The following is a 16,221-nucleotide window of genomic DNA, read 5'->3' on the forward strand; positions in this document are numbered from 1 at the left end:
GAGGCGAGCGAATCGCTATTTCGCCGCGCAATCCGTCCGGCTGTTGTCGGCCACGCCCGCGATCAGCCACCTGCCGTTCGTGCGCACGAGGTGGATCAGGTCCGAGCCGCAGTGGTGCACCTTGCCGTCGACAAGGAACTCGTACGGCGCCCAGACCATGGCCAGGTCGCCATCGACGCGCACCAGCGGATCGTGGATGCGTTCCTCGATGCGCCCCTTGCCCGGCTTCACGTGGCTGACGAACTCGCCCAGGGTCATGCGCTTCACAACGCCGTCCCGCAGCAGCGCCACGCTGCCTTCGGGCTGCACGGTCGCCAGCATGGCCGCCTGGTCGTACTTCGCCATACCCGCGAACATCGCATGGACCGGTGCGAGCACGGCTTGCTCCTCCGGCGGCGCGGCCGCCTGCGCGGAGGCGGCCGCGAGCACGGCGAGCGCCGCCACGATCACGATTCGGATGGTCATACGCACTCCCCTCACTCCCATGTCGGGAGCCCATCCTAACCGGAGGGAGCGACCCTGGTGCCTTGCCCGGAGGACGAATCGACAAGCCCCTTCACGCCGCCTCTGGTACACCAGCGGCCTTCCCACGCGCTTACCGGAGACGCCGCATGCCCGCCAATCATCTCGACGATGCCTTCATCCATGGCCAGAAGCAGCGTCTCCTCGCGCTTCGCCGACAGCTGATCGCGTCCGGCGACGCGGCGGGTGCCGACGAGCAGCTGCTGCAGTCGGCCGCCGGTGGCGAGCCGCAGGACGCCGGGGACGATGGCGAACGCTTCGCCCAACAGGAGAACGACGAGGCCTTGCTCGCGCATGACGAGGCCCGGCTCGCCGCCGTGGACCGCGCGCTCGAGAAGATCGAGGACGGCACCTACGGCCTCTCCGACCTGAGCGGCGATCCCATCCCCCGCGAACGCCTGCAGGCCGTGCCCGAGACGAACGTCACGGTCGACGAAGCATCCCGGCGCCTGCATTGAGGCCCCCTCGACCGGCGCCGCGACCCGGAACCATCGTGTCGATCAAAACGCGGCACGACCGTCCTATCCGGCCGCGTGTGCATTACGTAAAAAGGGCGCGGGCCACCCAAGGAGATACCCGTGACCGATTCCCATAACACCGCCCCCGATGCCGGGCGCCGCAACTTCGTCGTGAGCGCGGGCGCCGTCGCCACCGCCACTCTCGTAGGCGCCGGCGCCATGGCGGCCGCCACCCCGGCCGAAGCGGCACCTTCCTCCACCTCCTCGAAAAAGAAGGAAAGCTCGATGCTTACGCTCAAAGACGGGACGCAGATGTACTACAAGGACTGGGGCACCGGTCAGCCCATCGTCTTCCATCACGGCTGGCCGCTCAGCGCGGACGACTGGGATGCGCAGATGCTGTTCTTCCTGTCGCAGGGTTTCCGCGTCATCGCCCACGACCGTCGCGGCCACGGCCGTTCGACGCAGACGGCCACCGGTAACGAGATGGACACCTACGCGTCCGACGTGGACGAGCTGGTCACGCACCTCGGCCTGAAGGACGCGGTGCATATCGGCCATTCGACCGGCGGTGGCGAAGTGGCGCGTTATGTCGCCCGTCATGGCAAGGGTCGCGTAGCCAAGGCCGTGCTGGTCAGCGCCGTGCCGCCGATCATGGTCAAGACCCCGGCGAATCCGGAAGGCCTCGACATCTCGGTGTTCGACGGCCTGCGCAAGCAGCTCGCCGAGAACCGCGCGCAGTTCTACCGCGAAGTGCCGATCCCCTTCTACAACTTCAACCGCGCCGGTGTGAAGACGATCGAAGGCACCGTGGACAACTGGTGGCGCCAGGGCATGATCGGTGGCGCCAAGGCCCACTACGACTGCATCAAGGCGTTCTCGGAAACCGATTTCACCGAGGACCTCAAGGCGATCACCGTGCCGACCCTCGTCATGCACGGCACCGACGACCAGATCGTCCCGTACAAGGACGCCGCCGAGAAGTCGGTGAAGCTGCTGAAGAACGGCACGCTGAAGCTGTACGACGGCTACCCGCACGGCATGCTGACCACGCACGCGGACGAGCTCAACAAGGACCTGCTCGCGTTCATCAAGAAGTAAAAGAGGAGCCGGGCGGCCTCGCCGCCCGGCTTCCTTTTCGCCGGGGGTTACGCCACCGGCCCCGAGCACAGGCACTCGCCGTCCTCGTTCACATGACCCAGCATCGCGTCGAGCAGGTCGCCGGTCGGGGTCCACTGCCCGATGGCCGGATGGATCAGCATCGCCTTGCGGGCACCGAGCCGGTCGCCATCGAGCACCGAGGCGATAGCCGCGCGCTCATACGCCTTCACGGAACGCACGAGCCCGCTCACCGCATCCGGCAGCGGCGCGATCGGGCGCGGCACGATCGCATCGCGCGATACGTCCGACGCGATCTCCACGATGTCGTCGTCCGGCAGATCCGGCAACGCCCCGCCGTTGCGGGTGTTGACCACGATGCGTGCGGGCTTCGCACCGGTCAGCGCGCTCATCACGTCGATCGCGATGCGGTGATAGCCGGTCGCCACGCGAAACGGGTCGCCCTGCAGGCTCACACCCTGGTCGAACGCCGATCCCCCCTCCGCCTCCAGCTTCATGTACGACCCCGAGCGCTGGTTGAGGTATGCCGCGTACGCGTCCACGGCGCTGTCGCCGTCACCGGCGTCGAGTCGCGACCGCAACGTGGCGAGCAGCTCGTCGTTGAGGCGCTGGATCTCCGCGCCACGGCTGCCACCCTGCTTGCGCTGGTTGAACAGCGCGCGGCGGCGCTCGTAATAGAAGAACAGATACTCGGTGGGAATGAGCCGGAGCGTGCGGATCATGTCCACGTCGAACAAGGGAGCGAGGTAGAGCTGGCGCAGCCGTTCCTCGCTGGCGAGCAGACGGTCGAACACGTCTTCGCCGCGCACGCGCACGCCGCGCACCCACCCCAGGTGGTTCAGGCCGACGTAGTCGCACTCCACCTCGTGCGCCGGCTCGCCGAGCGCGCGCGCGATGTTGTGGAAGAGCTCGGTCGGCGTGTCGCAGATGCCGGCGATCCGCGCCTTGCTGTGGTCCGACACCGCCTGGGTGACCAGGCCCGCGGGGTTGGTGAAGTTGACGAGCCAGGCCTCCGGGCTGAGACGCTCGACGAGCCGCGCCTGCTCGATGGCGACGGGCACCGTGCGCAGCGCCATGGCGACACCCGCCGGGCCGGTGGTTTCTTGCCCCGGGTAACCGTGTTCGATCGCCGTGCGTTCGTCGGCGGCGCGCCCAGCGATGCCCCCGATGCGGATGCTGTTGAGCACGAAGTCGGCGCCCTCGATGCAGTCTTCGAGGGATGCGGCGCCACGCAGGCGTAGGCCGCCGCCGAAACGCGACACGATGGCGCGGCCGAGATCCACCATGATCGCCAGGCGCGCCGGGTCGGGGTCGTAAAGCACCATCTCGGATGCGCCGAGCGCTTCCGCGGCGTCGTTGACGCCGAACACCACCAGCGGCGAGCGCACGCCGCCGCCTCCTACCAATGCGATCTTACGATCCGTACGTACGGTCACGAAGTGTCCTCAATTGCGGGGGATGGGGTAGAGCCTGCAGCGCACCGGCCGCGGTGGTGCACAGCGCGCCGCAGACGCAGGCCTGCTGCACGCAGCGGCCGGGGGATTCGCCGTCGAGCCAGGCGTCGATGAGACCCGCGTTGAACGCGTCGCCGGCACCCGTGGTGTCGACCGCGTCGACACGCGGCGCGCGCACGGATTGCGACATGCTGCCATCGGTCCACCACGCGCCGTCCGCGCCGAGCTTGAGCACCGCGCGGGGAAGGTCCACGGCCTGGGCCCAGGCGGCATAGGCGTCCACGCCCGCGCCGCCGGCGACGAGCGCGGCTTCCGTCGCGTTGGGCAGGAAGAAGTCGACCTCGCGGCACGTGGCATGGTTGGCGCTGTCGCGCAGCCATGCCGGGCTGAAACCGACGTCGATCGACGTCGTGCAGCCCGCATGGCGCAGCTGCGGCAGGATGGCGGTCGCGAGCTCGCGCGCGAGCGGCATCGCGAAGTGCACGTGACGCGCGGCACAGAGGTCGGCGATCACCGCGGGGACTTCCAGCAGCTCGGCGAGGCCGCGGTTCGCGCCGTGATAGGTGAAGAAGGAGCGGTCGTCGGGCATCGAGACGCTGAACGTCGTGCCCGTTCCGTCGGCCCCGAGCCGGATGCCGCCCATGCGCACGCCGTACTCGCCGAGACGTCCCTCGAACCAGTCGAAATCGGCGTCGCCGATCAGGCCGACGAGGCGCACCCGTCGACCGAGACGCGACAGGCCGCAGGCCGTGTTCACGCTGCCGCCGCCCAGTTCGCGCACGTAGCGTTCCGCGAAGGCCTCCTCGCCGGGCTTTGGCCACGAGGGGAAACCGCTGAACACGTGGTCCGCGTAGATCTCCCCGACGACGGCGACGTCCCAGGGCTTCATGTCGACTGAAATGGCCACGTGCGGGTCCTCCGTGACTGGACGAGGAAGATGAGGCTACCGACGACCACGGCGAGCAGCGCGACGACGAACGAGGGCCATCCCGCCGTCGCCACCAGGTACAGCCAGCCGACGACGCTGACCACGATCGGCAAGGGGTACAGCGGCATGCGAAAGGCTTCCGGCGCGGTGCGGCGACGCCGCAGCGCGACCACCGCGAAACACTGGGCGATGTACTGGAACAGGATCTGCACGACCATCAGCGTCGCGATGAGCCGCTCCAGCGAGAGAAAACAGGCGAGCGCCGAGGTGATGCCGACGAACACGAGCGATACGGTCGGGAAGCCGCCGCGCGGATGCAACCGCCCGAACACCCGGAAGAACTGGCCATCCCGCGCCGCGGCGAACGGCACGCGCGAGTAGCCCAGCAGCACCACCAGCGCCGAACCCCAGCTCGCGAGAAGGATGAGCGCGACGGCCAGCATGCCGCCGGACCGGCCGTGGATCGCCTGCATGAAGTCCGCGACGACGGCCTTCGAACCCGCCGCCTGCTCCCACGGCAACACGCCGAGGATGCTCAGGTTGAGTCCGAGGTAGAGCAACGCCACGAGCGGAATCGACAGCAGCACCGCCCGGGGGATCGTCCGTCTCGGCTCGCGGACTTCGCCGCCGAGCATGCAGACGTTGTTGTAACCGCCGTAGTCGTAGACGGCGATCAGCGCGACCGCGCCCAGACCCAGCCAGAAGCCCTGCCCCGCGTCGGGCCGCGCATCGAGAAAGCGTCGCGCGACCGTCATGTCGAAATGGGCGATGCCGGTGACGACGATCCACGCGCAGGCGGCGACGACCACCGCGCTCACCAGCATGGACAGCTTCTGGATGTGACCGATGCGGCGATAGAGCACGGCCGTGTTGAACAGGCAGAGGCCCGCGGCCATCAGCACCCTTCCCGCGTCACCGAGGGAAGGCATGAGGAATCCCGCGTACTGCGCGAAGCCCACGGCCGCCGATGCGATCGACAGCGGGGCCGTGAGCAGCGTCTGCCACAGGTAGAGGAAGCCGAACAGCCGCCCGGCGCCCTCCCTCCCGTACGCCTCGCGCAGGTAGTGGTACGGCCCCCCGGATTCCGGGATGGTGGAGCCGAGCTCCGCCCAGACCAGCCCGTCGCAAAGGCACAGCAGCGCGCCGGCGATCCAGCCGAGCAGCACGCCCGGCCCCGCCAGCGCGGAGAGCGCCAGCGGGATGGTGACGAACGGACCGATGCCGATCATGTTCAGCACGTTGGCCGACAGCCCACCCCACAGGCCGATCGCGCGGGGCGGCAGCCCTTCGCGGGCCGCCGTGCCTTCGGACGCTGCCGCTCGCATCAGAACGCGTACTTCACGGTGACCAGCGTGGTCATGCCGGCATCGACGATGTCGGAATTGACCAGGCTGTTCTTGCCGATGTGCGACCAGTACGAGTACTGCTTCGTCAGGTTGCTGACCTGCAGGTCGACCTGGAAACCGTTGGTGAATTGGTAACCCGCGTGCAGGTCCACACGGCGGATCGGCCGGATCCACAGGTCGTCCCATGGATCGTTCTGGTTGAGGAAGTCGTACGTGGAGAGGTAGGAACCGGTGTAGTGGTAACTCAGGTTGAGCGAGAACCCGTTCTTCTCGTAGAACAGCTCCGCGTTCGCCATGCGCTGCGGCGCCGCCTGCAGGCGCTCGTTGCCGAAGCCCTCGCGGCCGAGGTCGACCTTCGAGTTCTGCCGCGTCGCGTTGACGCTGAAGCCCAGGCCGTCGAAAGGTGCCGGCAGGTCCTGGAACTTCTGCCGCCAGGTCGCCTCGAGGCCGTAGACCTTGCCGTCCCCGCCGTTGGTCGGCGTCTTGGTCAGGATCGTTCCTTCGCCCGTGGTGTTCGGATTGGCCTGGCCGCCGCCGCTGTCGTAGATGTAGTCGCGAAGCTTCTTGTAGTACCCGGACAACGACACGTAGCCGCCCCGCTCCGTCGTCCACTCCGCCGCGAGGTCCACGTTGGTGGACTTGATCGGGCTCAGGTTCGGGTTGCCGCGCGTGATGGTCGTCACGCCGTCCGACGTGTTGATCTGCGATCCGCCGCCCAGCTGCACGAAAGCCGGCCGGGTATAGCTCTGATAGATCGACGCGCGATAGACCACGTTGCCGCTAGGCCGGTAGTTGATGAACAGGCTGCCGAGGGGCTCGTTGTAGATCGTCCGGTTGTTGGAGAAATAGCCGGGCAGTTCGTTGCCGGCGTCGTCCGTGGGCGTAGTCCAGAACGTGTTGTGGATCGACGTGTGCTCGAAGCGCACGCCCGGGATGATCTCGACGGGACCTTCGTTGATCGTCGCCATGGCGTACGCCGCGCTGACCGCCTCGGTGCCCCGCATCGTATCGCAGTTGTAGTTGTTGAAATCGAGCGATCCGCAGGTATCCAGATCGGAAGGCAGCACGTGCTGGTCGATCAGGGCCGCGACCGCCGCGCGACTCACGTCCGGCGTCCGCCAGTGGAACTTGTCCGGGAAGATCGACGAGTAGTAGCCCTTGAAGATGCCGAGGTCGTCGAGCGTGGTCACGCCATCGTTGATGCCGCCCGTGGACCAGTCGCGGTTGGTGAACTTGCGCGAACTGTCGCTGTACTTCACGCCGAACTTCACCGACGACACGGGGCCATCCTCGAAGTCGTAGCGCAGGTCCAGCTTCGCGCCACCGCGCTTCTGGCCGGACCGGATGCGCGTGACCTCGCCGTAATCGTTGGCCCACATCGCCTGGACGTTGTTCACGGAATTCAGCAGGCCCGGCGTAAGCACGGGATACGGGAAGTGGCTGCTGCCATAGCGAAGCAGCGAGCTGCGGTCGTAGGCGAAGTTGTCCTGCGAGTACTTGTCCTCGCGACCGTCGATCTCGACGTGCTCGGGGCGGTCGTTGCGACCGAAGCTCCAGAACACGTTCGGAGAAATCGTCCAGCCACCGGCCGTCTTGTCGGCCCCGAACTGAAACGTGGCCAGGTCGGCCCGCTCGGGGTTGGTCTCGAACCAGAAGCGGTTCGCGATGCGGCCGATGTTCGGCGTGTAGACGCCCGGCGTCGCGGTCGGCACGTAGGTCACGTCGGACGGCAGCAGCTGGTTGTACGTCGTGTTCTGCTCGGTGAGCGCATACGCGTAGGTCATCTTCGCGTAGGCCTTCAACGTGGGATCGACGTTCCAGTCGAACGAGATGTTCCCGCCGTAACGGCGCTCGAAGCCGGCGGCGATGCCGACGTTCGTGCCGAGGCTCGTCAGGTTGCGCGCCGGATCGTATCCCGGTGCGTTGTCGCCTTCCGCCGTCGCGTGCAGGAAGGCCCAGGAGCCGTCGTTCGACGCGCTCTCGGCGGCGCCGATCTCGCTGTTGGTGATGTTGCGGTAGTCGTAATAGCCGCTGACATAGACGCCGACTGCTTCTCGGCGCCGAACTTGCCCTGCAGCTCGCCGGCGAGGCCGCCACCGAGCCCGCTGCCACCGTAATCGCGCGCGCGGCTCTCGGAGCGGCCGCTGGCCGTGACGCTACCGCTGAAATCCTTCTTGAAGTCGAAGGCGCTCGGCGTACGGAAGTCGATCGTGCCGCCGATCGCGTCCCCGTCCATGTCGGCCATGGCGGTCTTGTTGAGCACGATGGTCTGCAGGCCCGAGGGCGGCAGCAGGCTCAGCTGCACGCTGCGGCTGTACGGCATGCCCTGGGCGATGTTCGAACCGTTGATCAGGTTCACGTTGTACTCGGACGGCAGACCGCGCACCGACGCGAACATGCCTTCGCCGCGTGCCGCGCCGTCGATACCGCCGAAATAGCCCGTGCCGGTGGTCGTCACGTTGACGCCGGACATGAGACCGAGCGCTTCCGCGACGTTGTGCACGGCGGTGCGCTGCAGGTCGCTGGCCGAGAGCACCTCGACGGTGTTGACCGAATCCATGCGCATGTTCGTCGCGTCGTAGCGGTTCGCCACCACGCTGAGCGCCTTCATCTGCACGGCTTTCTCCGGCTTAGCCGGCGCGCCCTTGTCGTTGTCCTGCGCGGTGCCCGACGCTGCCGGTTGCGCCTGTTGCGCCCAGACCGGCAGGGCGACGGAACCAAGAACGGCGCAGAGCGCCACCACGAGCGATTTCCTGTTCGGACGATGAATGTTACGCACGATGCACCCCACCCCAAAAAAAGCGTACGAGAAACCGATCGCGCGGCCCCTCGCCACGCGACGCGTCACTGGCTGCGACCAGCGGGTTCGCGTGCGCGTACGGTCACGCGATGCCCGGCGCGCGCAGGCATGCGGGCGCACGAAGGCATGACGTCAGGACGCGTCGAACGTGCCGATCAGCCGGATTGGATCAGTGCGCGAGGATCGGGGGCGAGTAGCCGGCGACGCACTTGCCGCGCGAACGCAGCGCGCTGAGTTTCGCGCGTGCGAGGATCGGCTGGCCATCGGCCCGGACAAGCGGAAACGAGCGTTCCGCGAGGACGCAGCGGGAGTTCGCTTGATTGGAATTGAGGCGACGCATCGAGGCTGTCCCGTCATTCACTTCGCGAGCTGCGCGTGCTCGCGCATGCCCCATGCATGCGCGATGGAGGAAGGTATAGCGCACGGTAAAAAATGCGTCAACGGCCAGATTTGCATAGGCCATCGGGTGCTGCATCGCGTCATGCCAGCGAGGGCGCCCCGGCGTGGCCACGATGCTGCGTCGCCAGATGACATGCGCGGTCCGCTCACCCATCCTGCGCCACCGCGACGTCAGGGGTGGGTCGCGATCTCTTACGAACGCAGGGAATGAACGGATGATTCGTCTTCGCTCGACGCGCGGCACCGCCGCGCTGGCTTCTCGTCCGCGCGCGCTCGCAAGCGCCTGCGCCCTCGCCCTTCTGCTCGGCACGAGCGCCTCCGCGGTGGCGCAACAACAGGCACAGAATCGGCAAGAGGATGCCACTCCGGCACCGCCGGCCGCTCCCGCGAAGGAGAAGAAGCGTGTCGATCCCGATGCCGCCAGCAACCTCGACGCGATCGTCGTCACCGGCATCCAGGGCAGCATCCAGAATTCCATCAAGGCCAAGCAGAACTCCGACAACATCATCGAGGCCATCTCGGCGGAAGACATCGGCAAGCTGCCCGACAGCAGCATCGCGGAGAGCCTCGCACGCGTCTCGGGCCTCGCGACGCAGCGTGTCGGCGGACGCGCGAACCAGATATCGATCCGCGGGTTCTCGCCCGACTTCGCCGGCACCACGCTCAACGGTCGCGAGCAGGCGACCATCGGCGAGAACCGCGGCGTCGACTTCGACCAATACCCGTCCGAGCTGATCAGCGGCGCGGCGATCTACAAGACGCCCGATGCCACCCTCATCGGCCAGGGCCTGTCGGGCACCGTCGACCTGCACACGATCAAGCCGCTCGATCTGCCCAAACGCGCTTTCGCGGCGAACCTGCGCGGCGAGAACACGTCCAACGGCAGCCTCAACCACGGCAGCGGGGTCGGCGACACCGGCCACCGGGCGAGCGCGTCGTACATCGACCAGTTCTTCGACCATACGCTCGGTCTCGCCGTCGGCTTCGCGCAGCTCGACTCGCCCGTGCAGGAGAAGCAGTACGAGGCCTGGTGGTGGAGCCTGAACAACGGCCCGGACGGCGCCGAAGGACGCTGGGGCGCCCCACGTACCCCCGGCCTCCCCGACGGCGTGCTCTCGCAGGAGGGCATGCAGCTGCGCGCGAAGTCCGAGCACCAGGTGCGCAACGGCCTGATGACGGTGCTGGATTGGGCGCCCGACGATCACTACCACTCGACGCTCGACCTGTATTACTCGACGTTCGACCAGAAGTCGTACCTCAACGGCGCGCAGTGGTCGAGCAGCCCCTACGACAACGTCTCGTATTCGAACGTGGGCTACGTACCGGCCCTGCCCTACCCCATCGTGACCACCGGCCACATCGACGGGCTGAAGTCCGTGCTGCAGAACGACTATACGAAGGAGCGCGACACGCTCTTCTCCGCGGGATGGAACAACCAGTACGACTTCGGCAACGGCTGGCTCGTGACGGCCGACGCCTCGTATTCGAGCGCGAAGCGGCGCCTGCACGACGCTTATCTCTTCGCCGGCCTGCCGGGCCAGGCGACGTCGTCGACCGACTTCGCGACGCCGGAGCACGAGGGCTTTCCGGACTTCCGCCCCGGCGTGAACTTCGCGGACCCGTCGCGCATCTTCTTCACCGACCCGAACAACTACGGCTACAACGGACGCGAGGAGTTCGACCGGCAGAAGGACACCATCAAGGCGTTCCGGCTCGAGGTCACTCATCCCGTGGGCTGGATCTTCAGCGACGCGACCCTGGGCGTGAACTACTCCGACCGGCGCAAGACGAAGGAGGCGGACGTGTTCTTCGCCTGGCTCAACGGCAACGGATCGACCGCCGACGACTACGACCCCGGCTTCGCCGCGCCCATCGATCCGTCCGCGCTCAGCGGTTCGACCGATCTCAGTTACGGCGGGATTCCCGGCATCGTCAACTACGATGTCCTGCGCGTGCTGCGCAGCCAGTTCTACCTCACCCAGCGCAACGGCCAGGCCGACTGGAGCCGCAACTACACGGTGCGCGAGAAGGTGCCGGTCGCGTACCTGAAGTTCAACATCGACACGCACCTGGGCGACATACCCCTGCGCGGTAACGTGGGCGTGCAGGCGGTACGCACGGATCAGTCGTCGGAGGCGCTGCAGACCAACGGCGATACCCTGGTTGGCAGGATCACGGGCGGCACGCGTTACACGAAGGTGCTGCCGAGCCTGAACCTGGCGGCGGAGATCGCGGACAAGCAGTACCTGCGCTTCGGGCTCGCCAAGACCATGGCTCGCGGACGCATCGACGACGAGAAGGTCGCGACCTCGGCGGGCGTCGGACTCGTCAACGACGGACCCGCGGCGGGCCAGGTGCTGTGGTCCGGAAGCGGCGGCAATCCGAAGTTGAAGCCATACATCGCCGTCGGTGCCGATCTGTCGTGGGAGAAGTACTTCGGCACGTCGAGCTACGCGGCCGTGGCCGTCTTCAACAAGAACCTGCTGAACTACATCTACAACGAGACGACGCTCGATTACGACTTCTCCCGCTACATCAACGACAACCCCACGCTGACGCCCACCAGCACCATCGGTTCGTTCACGCGCCCCGAGAACGGCACGGGCGGCAAGATGCAGGGCATCGAACTCTCCGGCGCACTGGAAGGTGCCCTGGTGACGCCGGCATTGGACGGTTTCGGCGCGCAGGCGAACTTCTCGCTCACCAACAGCACGCTGCCGGTCAGCGCGGTATCGAGCATTCCCGGCAGCCCGTCAACCCTGCCCGGTCTGTCGCGCAAGGTGGCGAACCTCGCGCTGTATTACGAGAAGCATGGCTGGTCGGTGCGCATCGCCGAGCGTTATCGTTCGGCGTTCACCGGCGAGGCGGTCGCGCTGTTCGATCAGCTCGGCTACACGCAGGTGCTGGCCGACAAGCAGACGGACTTCCAGCTTGGCTACGCGTTCGAGCATGGCACGTGGAACGGTCTGTCGATCCTGCTGCAGGTGAACAACCTGACCAATTCGCCGATGAAGACGCAGCAGATCGCCGCGCTGCCGAACGACGTCAAGGTGGCGCGCCCGCTGAAGTACGACACCTACGGACGGACGGTGCTCTTCGGCATCAATTACAAACTGTGACGTCGCAGTGATCGCGGCCAGGTCCACTCCAACAGCGCTCGTTGGAGCGCACCTGGGCGCGATCGGAAGCTTGCCGCGAGCACCCATCGCGGCCAGGTCCGCTCCAACAGCGCGATAGTTTGGGGTCTTGCCGCGAGCACCCATCGCGGCCGTCCGCTCCTACGGGGTGCGTCAGGTCGCCTCGGCCGGCGGTGGGTGCAGGTGATCGCGCCGATAGCGCGCGGGGGTGACGCCCATCACGCGCACGAAGGCCTTGCCGAACGCCGATTCGGAACGGTAACCGACACGATCGGCGACCGCGCCGGCCGTGAGGTCGCCCCGGCGTAGCAGGTCGCCTGCCAGGTGCATGCGCAGCAACGTCAGCACCTCGTGCGGTGCGATGCGTCCCCGTGCCTCGAAGTGACGTGCGAAGGTCGCGCGCGACATCGCCGCCTCGCGCGCCAGCGTCTCGACCGTCCATTCGCGCGCGGGATCGCGCAGCATGGCGAGCACCGCGCGGCCAAGACGGGCGTCGCCCAGCAGCGACAGCAACGAAGGGGGCAACTGCCCTTCGCGCAGCTGCGCGCGCAGCGCGAATACCAGCAACGTGCGGCTGAGCGACGTGACCACCGCGAGCGCGCCCGGCTCCATCCGTTCCACCTCGCTGCGGAACATCGCGACCACCGCATCCAGCGCCGCGGCGCCATGCTGCTCGGAGACCTTGACGTGGAGCACGTCCGGCAGCGCATCGAACGCCAGTCGCGCGGCATCCGGCGCGAACGTGAAGCGACCGCACAGCAGGTCGAGGTCCGCGGGACCGAGCGTGTTGCGCTTGATGTCGAGCGGGCCCTGCCGATCGAGGTGTACCGGCACCGCTGCCGAACGCGGGCCACCGTCATGGACGCGGTGCGACGTGCCCCGCGGCAGCACGATGAGGTCGCCCGCGGACATCGGCACCATGACGCGTCCCGGTAGCTCCATGATGCCCTCGCCCGAAAGCACGAGGTGGAACGGCGCCTCGCCCGCGAGTGCGATGTCGTGTTCGACACTGAAGCCGCCGGCGAGATAGCAGCGGACGTCCAGCACCCCCTGCACGTTCGCCAGGTCGAGAAGTCGGGTCAGGGCATCCATGAGACGATCGCGCCAGTCATTGAGAGATACGAGTATTCATCCTCTCATTCCCCAGAGCAACACTATGCGGGTCGCGTCCACCTTCCCCCGGACGCCTTGCTCTGGAGCTCTCCTCATGAACACCCGTTTCCGCCAGGCCCTCGGCCTCTTCGCCCGCACCGAACGCGTCGGCCCGAACCTGATGCGCCTCGCCATCGCCATCGTCTTCATCTGGATCGGCATGCTGAAGTTCGTCCCGTACGAGGCGGACAGCATCACGCCGTTCGTGGCGAACAGCCCGGTGATGTCGTTCTTCTACAACCACCCCACCGAGTACAAGGCGCACCTGACCCACGAAGGCCAGCTGGTGCCGGAACAACGCGCATGGCAGACGGCGAACAACACCTACGGTTTCTCGACCGGTCTGGGCATCGTCGAACTGACCATCGCCGCGCTCGTCCTCGCCTACCCCTTGTCGAAGAAGCTCGGCCTGCTCGGCGCCTTCCTTTCCTTCGGCACGACGCTGGTCACGCTGTCGTTCCTGTTCACGACACCGGAGGCGTGGGTGGCCGCGCTGGGTGACGCGCAGCACGGCTTCCCGTACCTCTCCGGCGCCGGCCGCCTCGTGCTCAAGGACACCATGATGCTGGCTGGGTCCTGGGTGATCGGCGTCGACGCCGCCAAGGCGATCCTCGCGGAGAATCAGAAGCGGTAACCCACGCTCGCTCCATAAACCCAGGGGTCGATGTGGGCGGTGCCGACCCGGGCGCCGCCCGCTTTCACGCGACTGTCGATATCGATGTAGCGGACGTCGACGGTCGCGATCCAGCGGGGCGCGAGGACGATGTCGACACCGGCATGCCATGCGAGGCCCCAGCTGTCCCCCAGATCCACGTTGGCTCCCTGCAGTGGGCCCCGCCCCCTGGCGTCGAAGAAATGCGTGTAGTTGACGCCGGCACCCACGAACGGCGTGACGGCGGCATGCGGCAGGAACCGATACTTCACGCCGACCACGGGCGGAAGCTGTTTGACGCGCACCGCGCGCGAACCGGCGAGGCTCACGTCGTGGCGGAACGGGAGCGCCGCCAGCGCTTCGACGCTCCATGCGTCGCTCCATCGGTACTCGATGCTGAAGGTCGGCCGCGTGCTGCTGTCGACACTGGCATGCATGCCCGCGAGGCGGCCGGTGTGGGAGGTGGGATCGACGACGTGGGCGCCGACGTGAACGATCCATGGCGAGTCGACCGTGGCTGCGAATGCGGTCGGTGCCGCCGCGCAGGCGATGCCCGCGGCCAGAAACGTGAGGTGACGCACGATGATTCTCCTTCGATGACGTTGGCGTCACCGTAGCGATCGCGCGTCGATCGAAGGGGAAATGTCGGTGGGCTGCGACGTCGTGCCCATGCCTCGGTGGGAGCGCGTCATCGCGATCCCACCGAGGCGACGCATTCAGGCGGACGCCGGAACGACCACCGGCGGCGGGAGCAGCTTGCCCTGCGCGGTTCGTACCAGCGTGCCCACGACGAGCGCCGCCATCACGAGGTTGGTGAAGACGAACACGATCGGCGCGAGCTGCGCGATCGCGCCGGTGACGCCACGCTCGGTCATGACCAGGGCACCGGTCGACAGCGCGGTGATGCCGAAGCTGAAGGCCCAGTACGACGGCGCGAACGGCTGCTTCGTGATCCAGAAGAAGAGCCGCAACAGCAACAGCAGCTGGATCAGCCCATAACCCCACGCGGCCTGCGTCAGCAGCTCGGGATGGCCCTGCGTGTTAGCGAGGAAAGCGACCACGGCCACGACGGGCGGCGCGAGCTGGATGCCGATCGTCGGCCGCAGCGGCGGCGGTAGCGAAGCGACGTTGAGCAGGCGGAACACGACGATCGATTCCAGCGCGAACCAGCTGAAGAGGCCGACGCCGAAGAACAGGATGCCCCACGAGGGAAAGCCCAGCGTGCCGGCACCGATCGCGATGATGAAGTTGCCCGCGACGGATGGCAGGTAGATGACCGGCGTGGTGGTGGAGACGTCGCGGTCGCCTTCGAGCATGCCGCCGAAGCGCCAGACGCCGAAGGCCACCTGGCCGATCGCGCCGCCGATCAGGGCGACGACCGCGAGCGCGTGGAAATGCGGCGCCAGCACCACCGCCATGAGCACCGTGCTCGACGGCGCCAGCCCGACGAAACAGCAGTTGATCGGGTGATGAATTTCCTCGAGGGCCGCATCCCGATGGGCGATCCATTTGTACCAGAACGCCGCGGTCAGGATGAGCCAGACGACGAACGCGACGGCCATGATCGCCTCGCCGATCTCGGGCGGAAGCCCCCACAGGCGCGCGGCGACGCGCCAGCTGCTGCCCAGCCCGACGAGGCCGAGGATCATGCCGAAGAAGCCGGCGGGAATGGTGCGAACGGGATTGGCCATCGGCGGTACCTGCGTGTCCTGTCGTTGATGTCGTGGTGTCGCGCCCCTTGGGAACGCGGCGTGCGGCACGGGCACGACGCACGATCGCGGTCGAGACGATCGCGCCAGAACCTGCGCCGCGCGCGCGTTCCCAAGGCGCGCCGATCGGCTCATGATTTCCCCTGTCGACGACGCATACCGTGCCGCCGCATGACCGGAGAAACACCATGCTCGATTGGGTCGAATATCGCAGCCAGCTCATGGGCCGTATTGGCGAAATCGCCAAACTGAGCCCCGGCACCGTCCAGGGTTACCAGGCGCTCTCCAACGCCGGCGCCAAGACCAACCACCTCGACGCGAAGACGCGCGAACTGATAGCGCTGGCCGTCTCGGTCACCACCCGTTGCGACGGCTGTATCACCGTCCACACGGCGGAAGCGCTGAAGCACGGCGCCACGAAGGACGAGATCGCCGAAGCGCTCGGCGTGGCCGTGGCGCTCAACGCCGGCGCGGCGCTGGTCTACTCGGCACGCGTCATGGACGCCGCCGAGGCCTACGAGAAAGCCTGACGTGCCTCGCTGTGG

Annotated in this window: 13 protein-coding genes and 1 pseudogene; 5 read left to right on the forward strand and 9 right to left on the reverse strand. The window is 67.2% G+C overall.

The annotated features are described in order from the left end of the window. Positions 1 to 15: 15 nt before the first annotated feature. Entirely contained in the window at positions 16 to 465 is a 450-nt protein-coding gene (locus BMW54_RS05485; RefSeq protein ID WP_090053608.1) for a nuclear transport factor 2 family protein, read from the reverse strand. Between the two features lie 146 nt (positions 466 to 611). Here BMW54_RS05485 and BMW54_RS05490 point away from each other — a divergent pair, with 146 nt between their 5' ends. Together BMW54_RS05490 and BMW54_RS05495 are read left to right on the forward strand one after the other, a co-directional pair. Continuing rightward, the gene (locus BMW54_RS05490) at positions 612 to 980 is read left to right on the forward strand and encodes a TraR/DksA family transcriptional regulator (RefSeq protein ID WP_090053609.1); all 369 of its coding nucleotides are present in this window, start codon (positions 612 to 614) and stop codon (positions 978 to 980) included. A 285-nt stretch (positions 981 to 1,265) separates the two neighbouring features. Then, positions 1,266 to 2,081, forward strand: a complete 816-nt coding sequence (locus BMW54_RS05495; protein ID WP_254779244.1) for an alpha/beta fold hydrolase — start codon at positions 1,266 to 1,268, stop codon at positions 2,079 to 2,081. A 47-nt stretch (positions 2,082 to 2,128) separates the two neighbouring features. On the opposite strand, the gene BMW54_RS05500 is transcribed toward BMW54_RS05495, so the two are convergent. The 5 genes and pseudogenes from BMW54_RS05500 to BMW54_RS18470 all read right to left on the reverse strand — a co-directional run bounded on the left by BMW54_RS05500 (position 2,129) and on the right by BMW54_RS18470 (position 9,180). After that, positions 2,129 to 3,535, reverse strand: coding sequence for a family 4 glycosyl hydrolase (locus BMW54_RS05500; protein ID WP_090053611.1), 1,407 nt, complete (start codon positions 3,533 to 3,535; stop codon positions 2,129 to 2,131). Then, positions 3,513 to 4,460: a carbohydrate kinase family protein gene (locus BMW54_RS05505; protein ID WP_254779089.1), complete on the reverse strand. Its 948-nt coding sequence runs from the start codon at positions 4,458 to 4,460 to the stop codon at positions 3,513 to 3,515. The genes BMW54_RS05500 and BMW54_RS05505 overlap by 23 nt, the downstream gene beginning before the upstream one ends. Next, positions 4,439 to 5,806 carry an APC family permease gene (locus BMW54_RS05510; protein ID WP_090053614.1) on the reverse strand — a complete coding sequence of 456 codons (1,368 nt, stop codon included), beginning with the start codon at positions 5,804 to 5,806 and terminating at the stop codon, positions 4,439 to 4,441. Before BMW54_RS05510 ends, BMW54_RS05505 begins: the two co-directional genes overlap by 22 nt. Continuing rightward, positions 5,806 to 8,609 (reverse strand): annotated as a pseudogene (locus BMW54_RS05515) (TonB-dependent receptor). Before BMW54_RS05515 ends, BMW54_RS05510 begins: the two are co-directional and overlap by 1 nt. Positions 8,610 to 8,796: 187 nt before the next feature. Further along, positions 8,797 to 9,180, reverse strand: a complete 384-nt coding sequence (locus BMW54_RS18470; RefSeq protein WP_139206045.1) for a hypothetical protein — start codon at positions 9,178 to 9,180, stop codon at positions 8,797 to 8,799. 61 nt (positions 9,181 to 9,241) lie between these two features. Between BMW54_RS18470 and BMW54_RS05520 the strand changes: the two genes are divergently transcribed. Further along, positions 9,242 to 12,145, forward strand: a complete 2,904-nt coding sequence (locus tag BMW54_RS05520) for a TonB-dependent receptor (protein WP_090053616.1) — start codon at positions 9,242 to 9,244, stop codon at positions 12,143 to 12,145. Positions 12,146 to 12,316: 171 nt separating this feature from the next. Here BMW54_RS05520 and BMW54_RS05525 read toward each other — a convergent pair whose 3' ends face one another. Then, entirely contained in the window at positions 12,317 to 13,255 is a 939-nt protein-coding gene (locus BMW54_RS05525) for a cupin domain-containing protein (protein ID WP_090053618.1), read from the reverse strand. A 115-nt stretch (positions 13,256 to 13,370) separates the two neighbouring features. On the opposite strand from BMW54_RS05525, the gene rclC reads away from it, so the two are divergent. Then, complete coding sequence (gene rclC, locus BMW54_RS05530; RefSeq protein WP_090053619.1) at positions 13,371 to 13,949, forward strand: reactive chlorine resistance membrane protein RclC; 579 nt, start codon at positions 13,371 to 13,373, stop codon at positions 13,947 to 13,949. Here rclC and BMW54_RS05535 read toward each other — a convergent pair. Then, complete coding sequence (locus tag BMW54_RS05535) at positions 13,937 to 14,548, reverse strand: OmpW/AlkL family protein (protein WP_090053621.1); 612 nt, start codon at positions 14,546 to 14,548, stop codon at positions 13,937 to 13,939. The two genes, rclC and BMW54_RS05535, sit on opposite strands and share 13 nt — an antisense overlap. Positions 14,549 to 14,683: 135 nt before the next feature. Further along, positions 14,684 to 15,658 (reverse strand): dicarboxylate transporter/tellurite-resistance protein TehA, encoded by a 975-nt coding sequence (gene tehA / locus BMW54_RS05540; protein WP_090053623.1) that lies wholly within the window; start codon positions 15,656 to 15,658, stop codon positions 14,684 to 14,686. Positions 15,659 to 15,864: 206 nt separating this feature from the next. Between tehA and BMW54_RS05545 the strand changes: the two genes are divergently transcribed. Further along, positions 15,865 to 16,206, forward strand: a complete 342-nt coding sequence (locus tag BMW54_RS05545; protein WP_090053624.1) for a carboxymuconolactone decarboxylase family protein — start codon at positions 15,865 to 15,867, stop codon at positions 16,204 to 16,206. Positions 16,207 to 16,221: the final 15 nt, after the last annotated feature.

Source organism: Luteibacter sp. 329MFSha, from assembly GCF_900111665.1.
In the GTDB taxonomy this organism is placed as follows: domain Bacteria; phylum Pseudomonadota; class Gammaproteobacteria; order Xanthomonadales; family Rhodanobacteraceae; genus Luteibacter.

Excerpts from the sequence above, each read along its gene's own strand:
- rclC (WP_090053619.1), top strand. The coding sequence starts at position 13,371 with ATGAACACCCGTTTCCGCCAGGCCCTCGGCCTCTTCGCCCGCACCGAA.
- BMW54_RS05485 (WP_090053608.1), bottom strand. The coding sequence starts at position 465 with ATGACCATCCGAATCGTGATCGTGGCGGCGCTCGCCGTGCTCGCGGCC.
- BMW54_RS05510 (WP_090053614.1), bottom strand. The coding sequence starts at position 5,806 with ATGCGAGCGGCAGCGTCCGAAGGCACGGCGGCCCGCGAAGGGCTGCCG.
- BMW54_RS18470 (WP_139206045.1), bottom strand. The coding sequence starts at position 9,180 with ATGGGTGAGCGGACCGCGCATGTCATCTGGCGACGCAGCATCGTGGCC.
- BMW54_RS05545 (WP_090053624.1), top strand. The coding sequence starts at position 15,865 with ATGCTCGATTGGGTCGAATATCGCAGCCAGCTCATGGGCCGTATTGGC.
- BMW54_RS05525 (WP_090053618.1), bottom strand. The coding sequence starts at position 13,255 with ATGGATGCCCTGACCCGACTTCTCGACCTGGCGAACGTGCAGGGGGTG.
- BMW54_RS05495 (WP_254779244.1), top strand. The coding sequence starts at position 1,266 with ATGCTTACGCTCAAAGACGGGACGCAGATGTACTACAAGGACTGGGGC.
- BMW54_RS05490 (WP_090053609.1), top strand. The coding sequence starts at position 612 with ATGCCCGCCAATCATCTCGACGATGCCTTCATCCATGGCCAGAAGCAG.
- tehA (WP_090053623.1), bottom strand. The coding sequence starts at position 15,658 with ATGGCCAATCCCGTTCGCACCATTCCCGCCGGCTTCTTCGGCATGATC.
- BMW54_RS05520 (WP_090053616.1), top strand. The coding sequence starts at position 9,242 with ATGATTCGTCTTCGCTCGACGCGCGGCACCGCCGCGCTGGCTTCTCGT.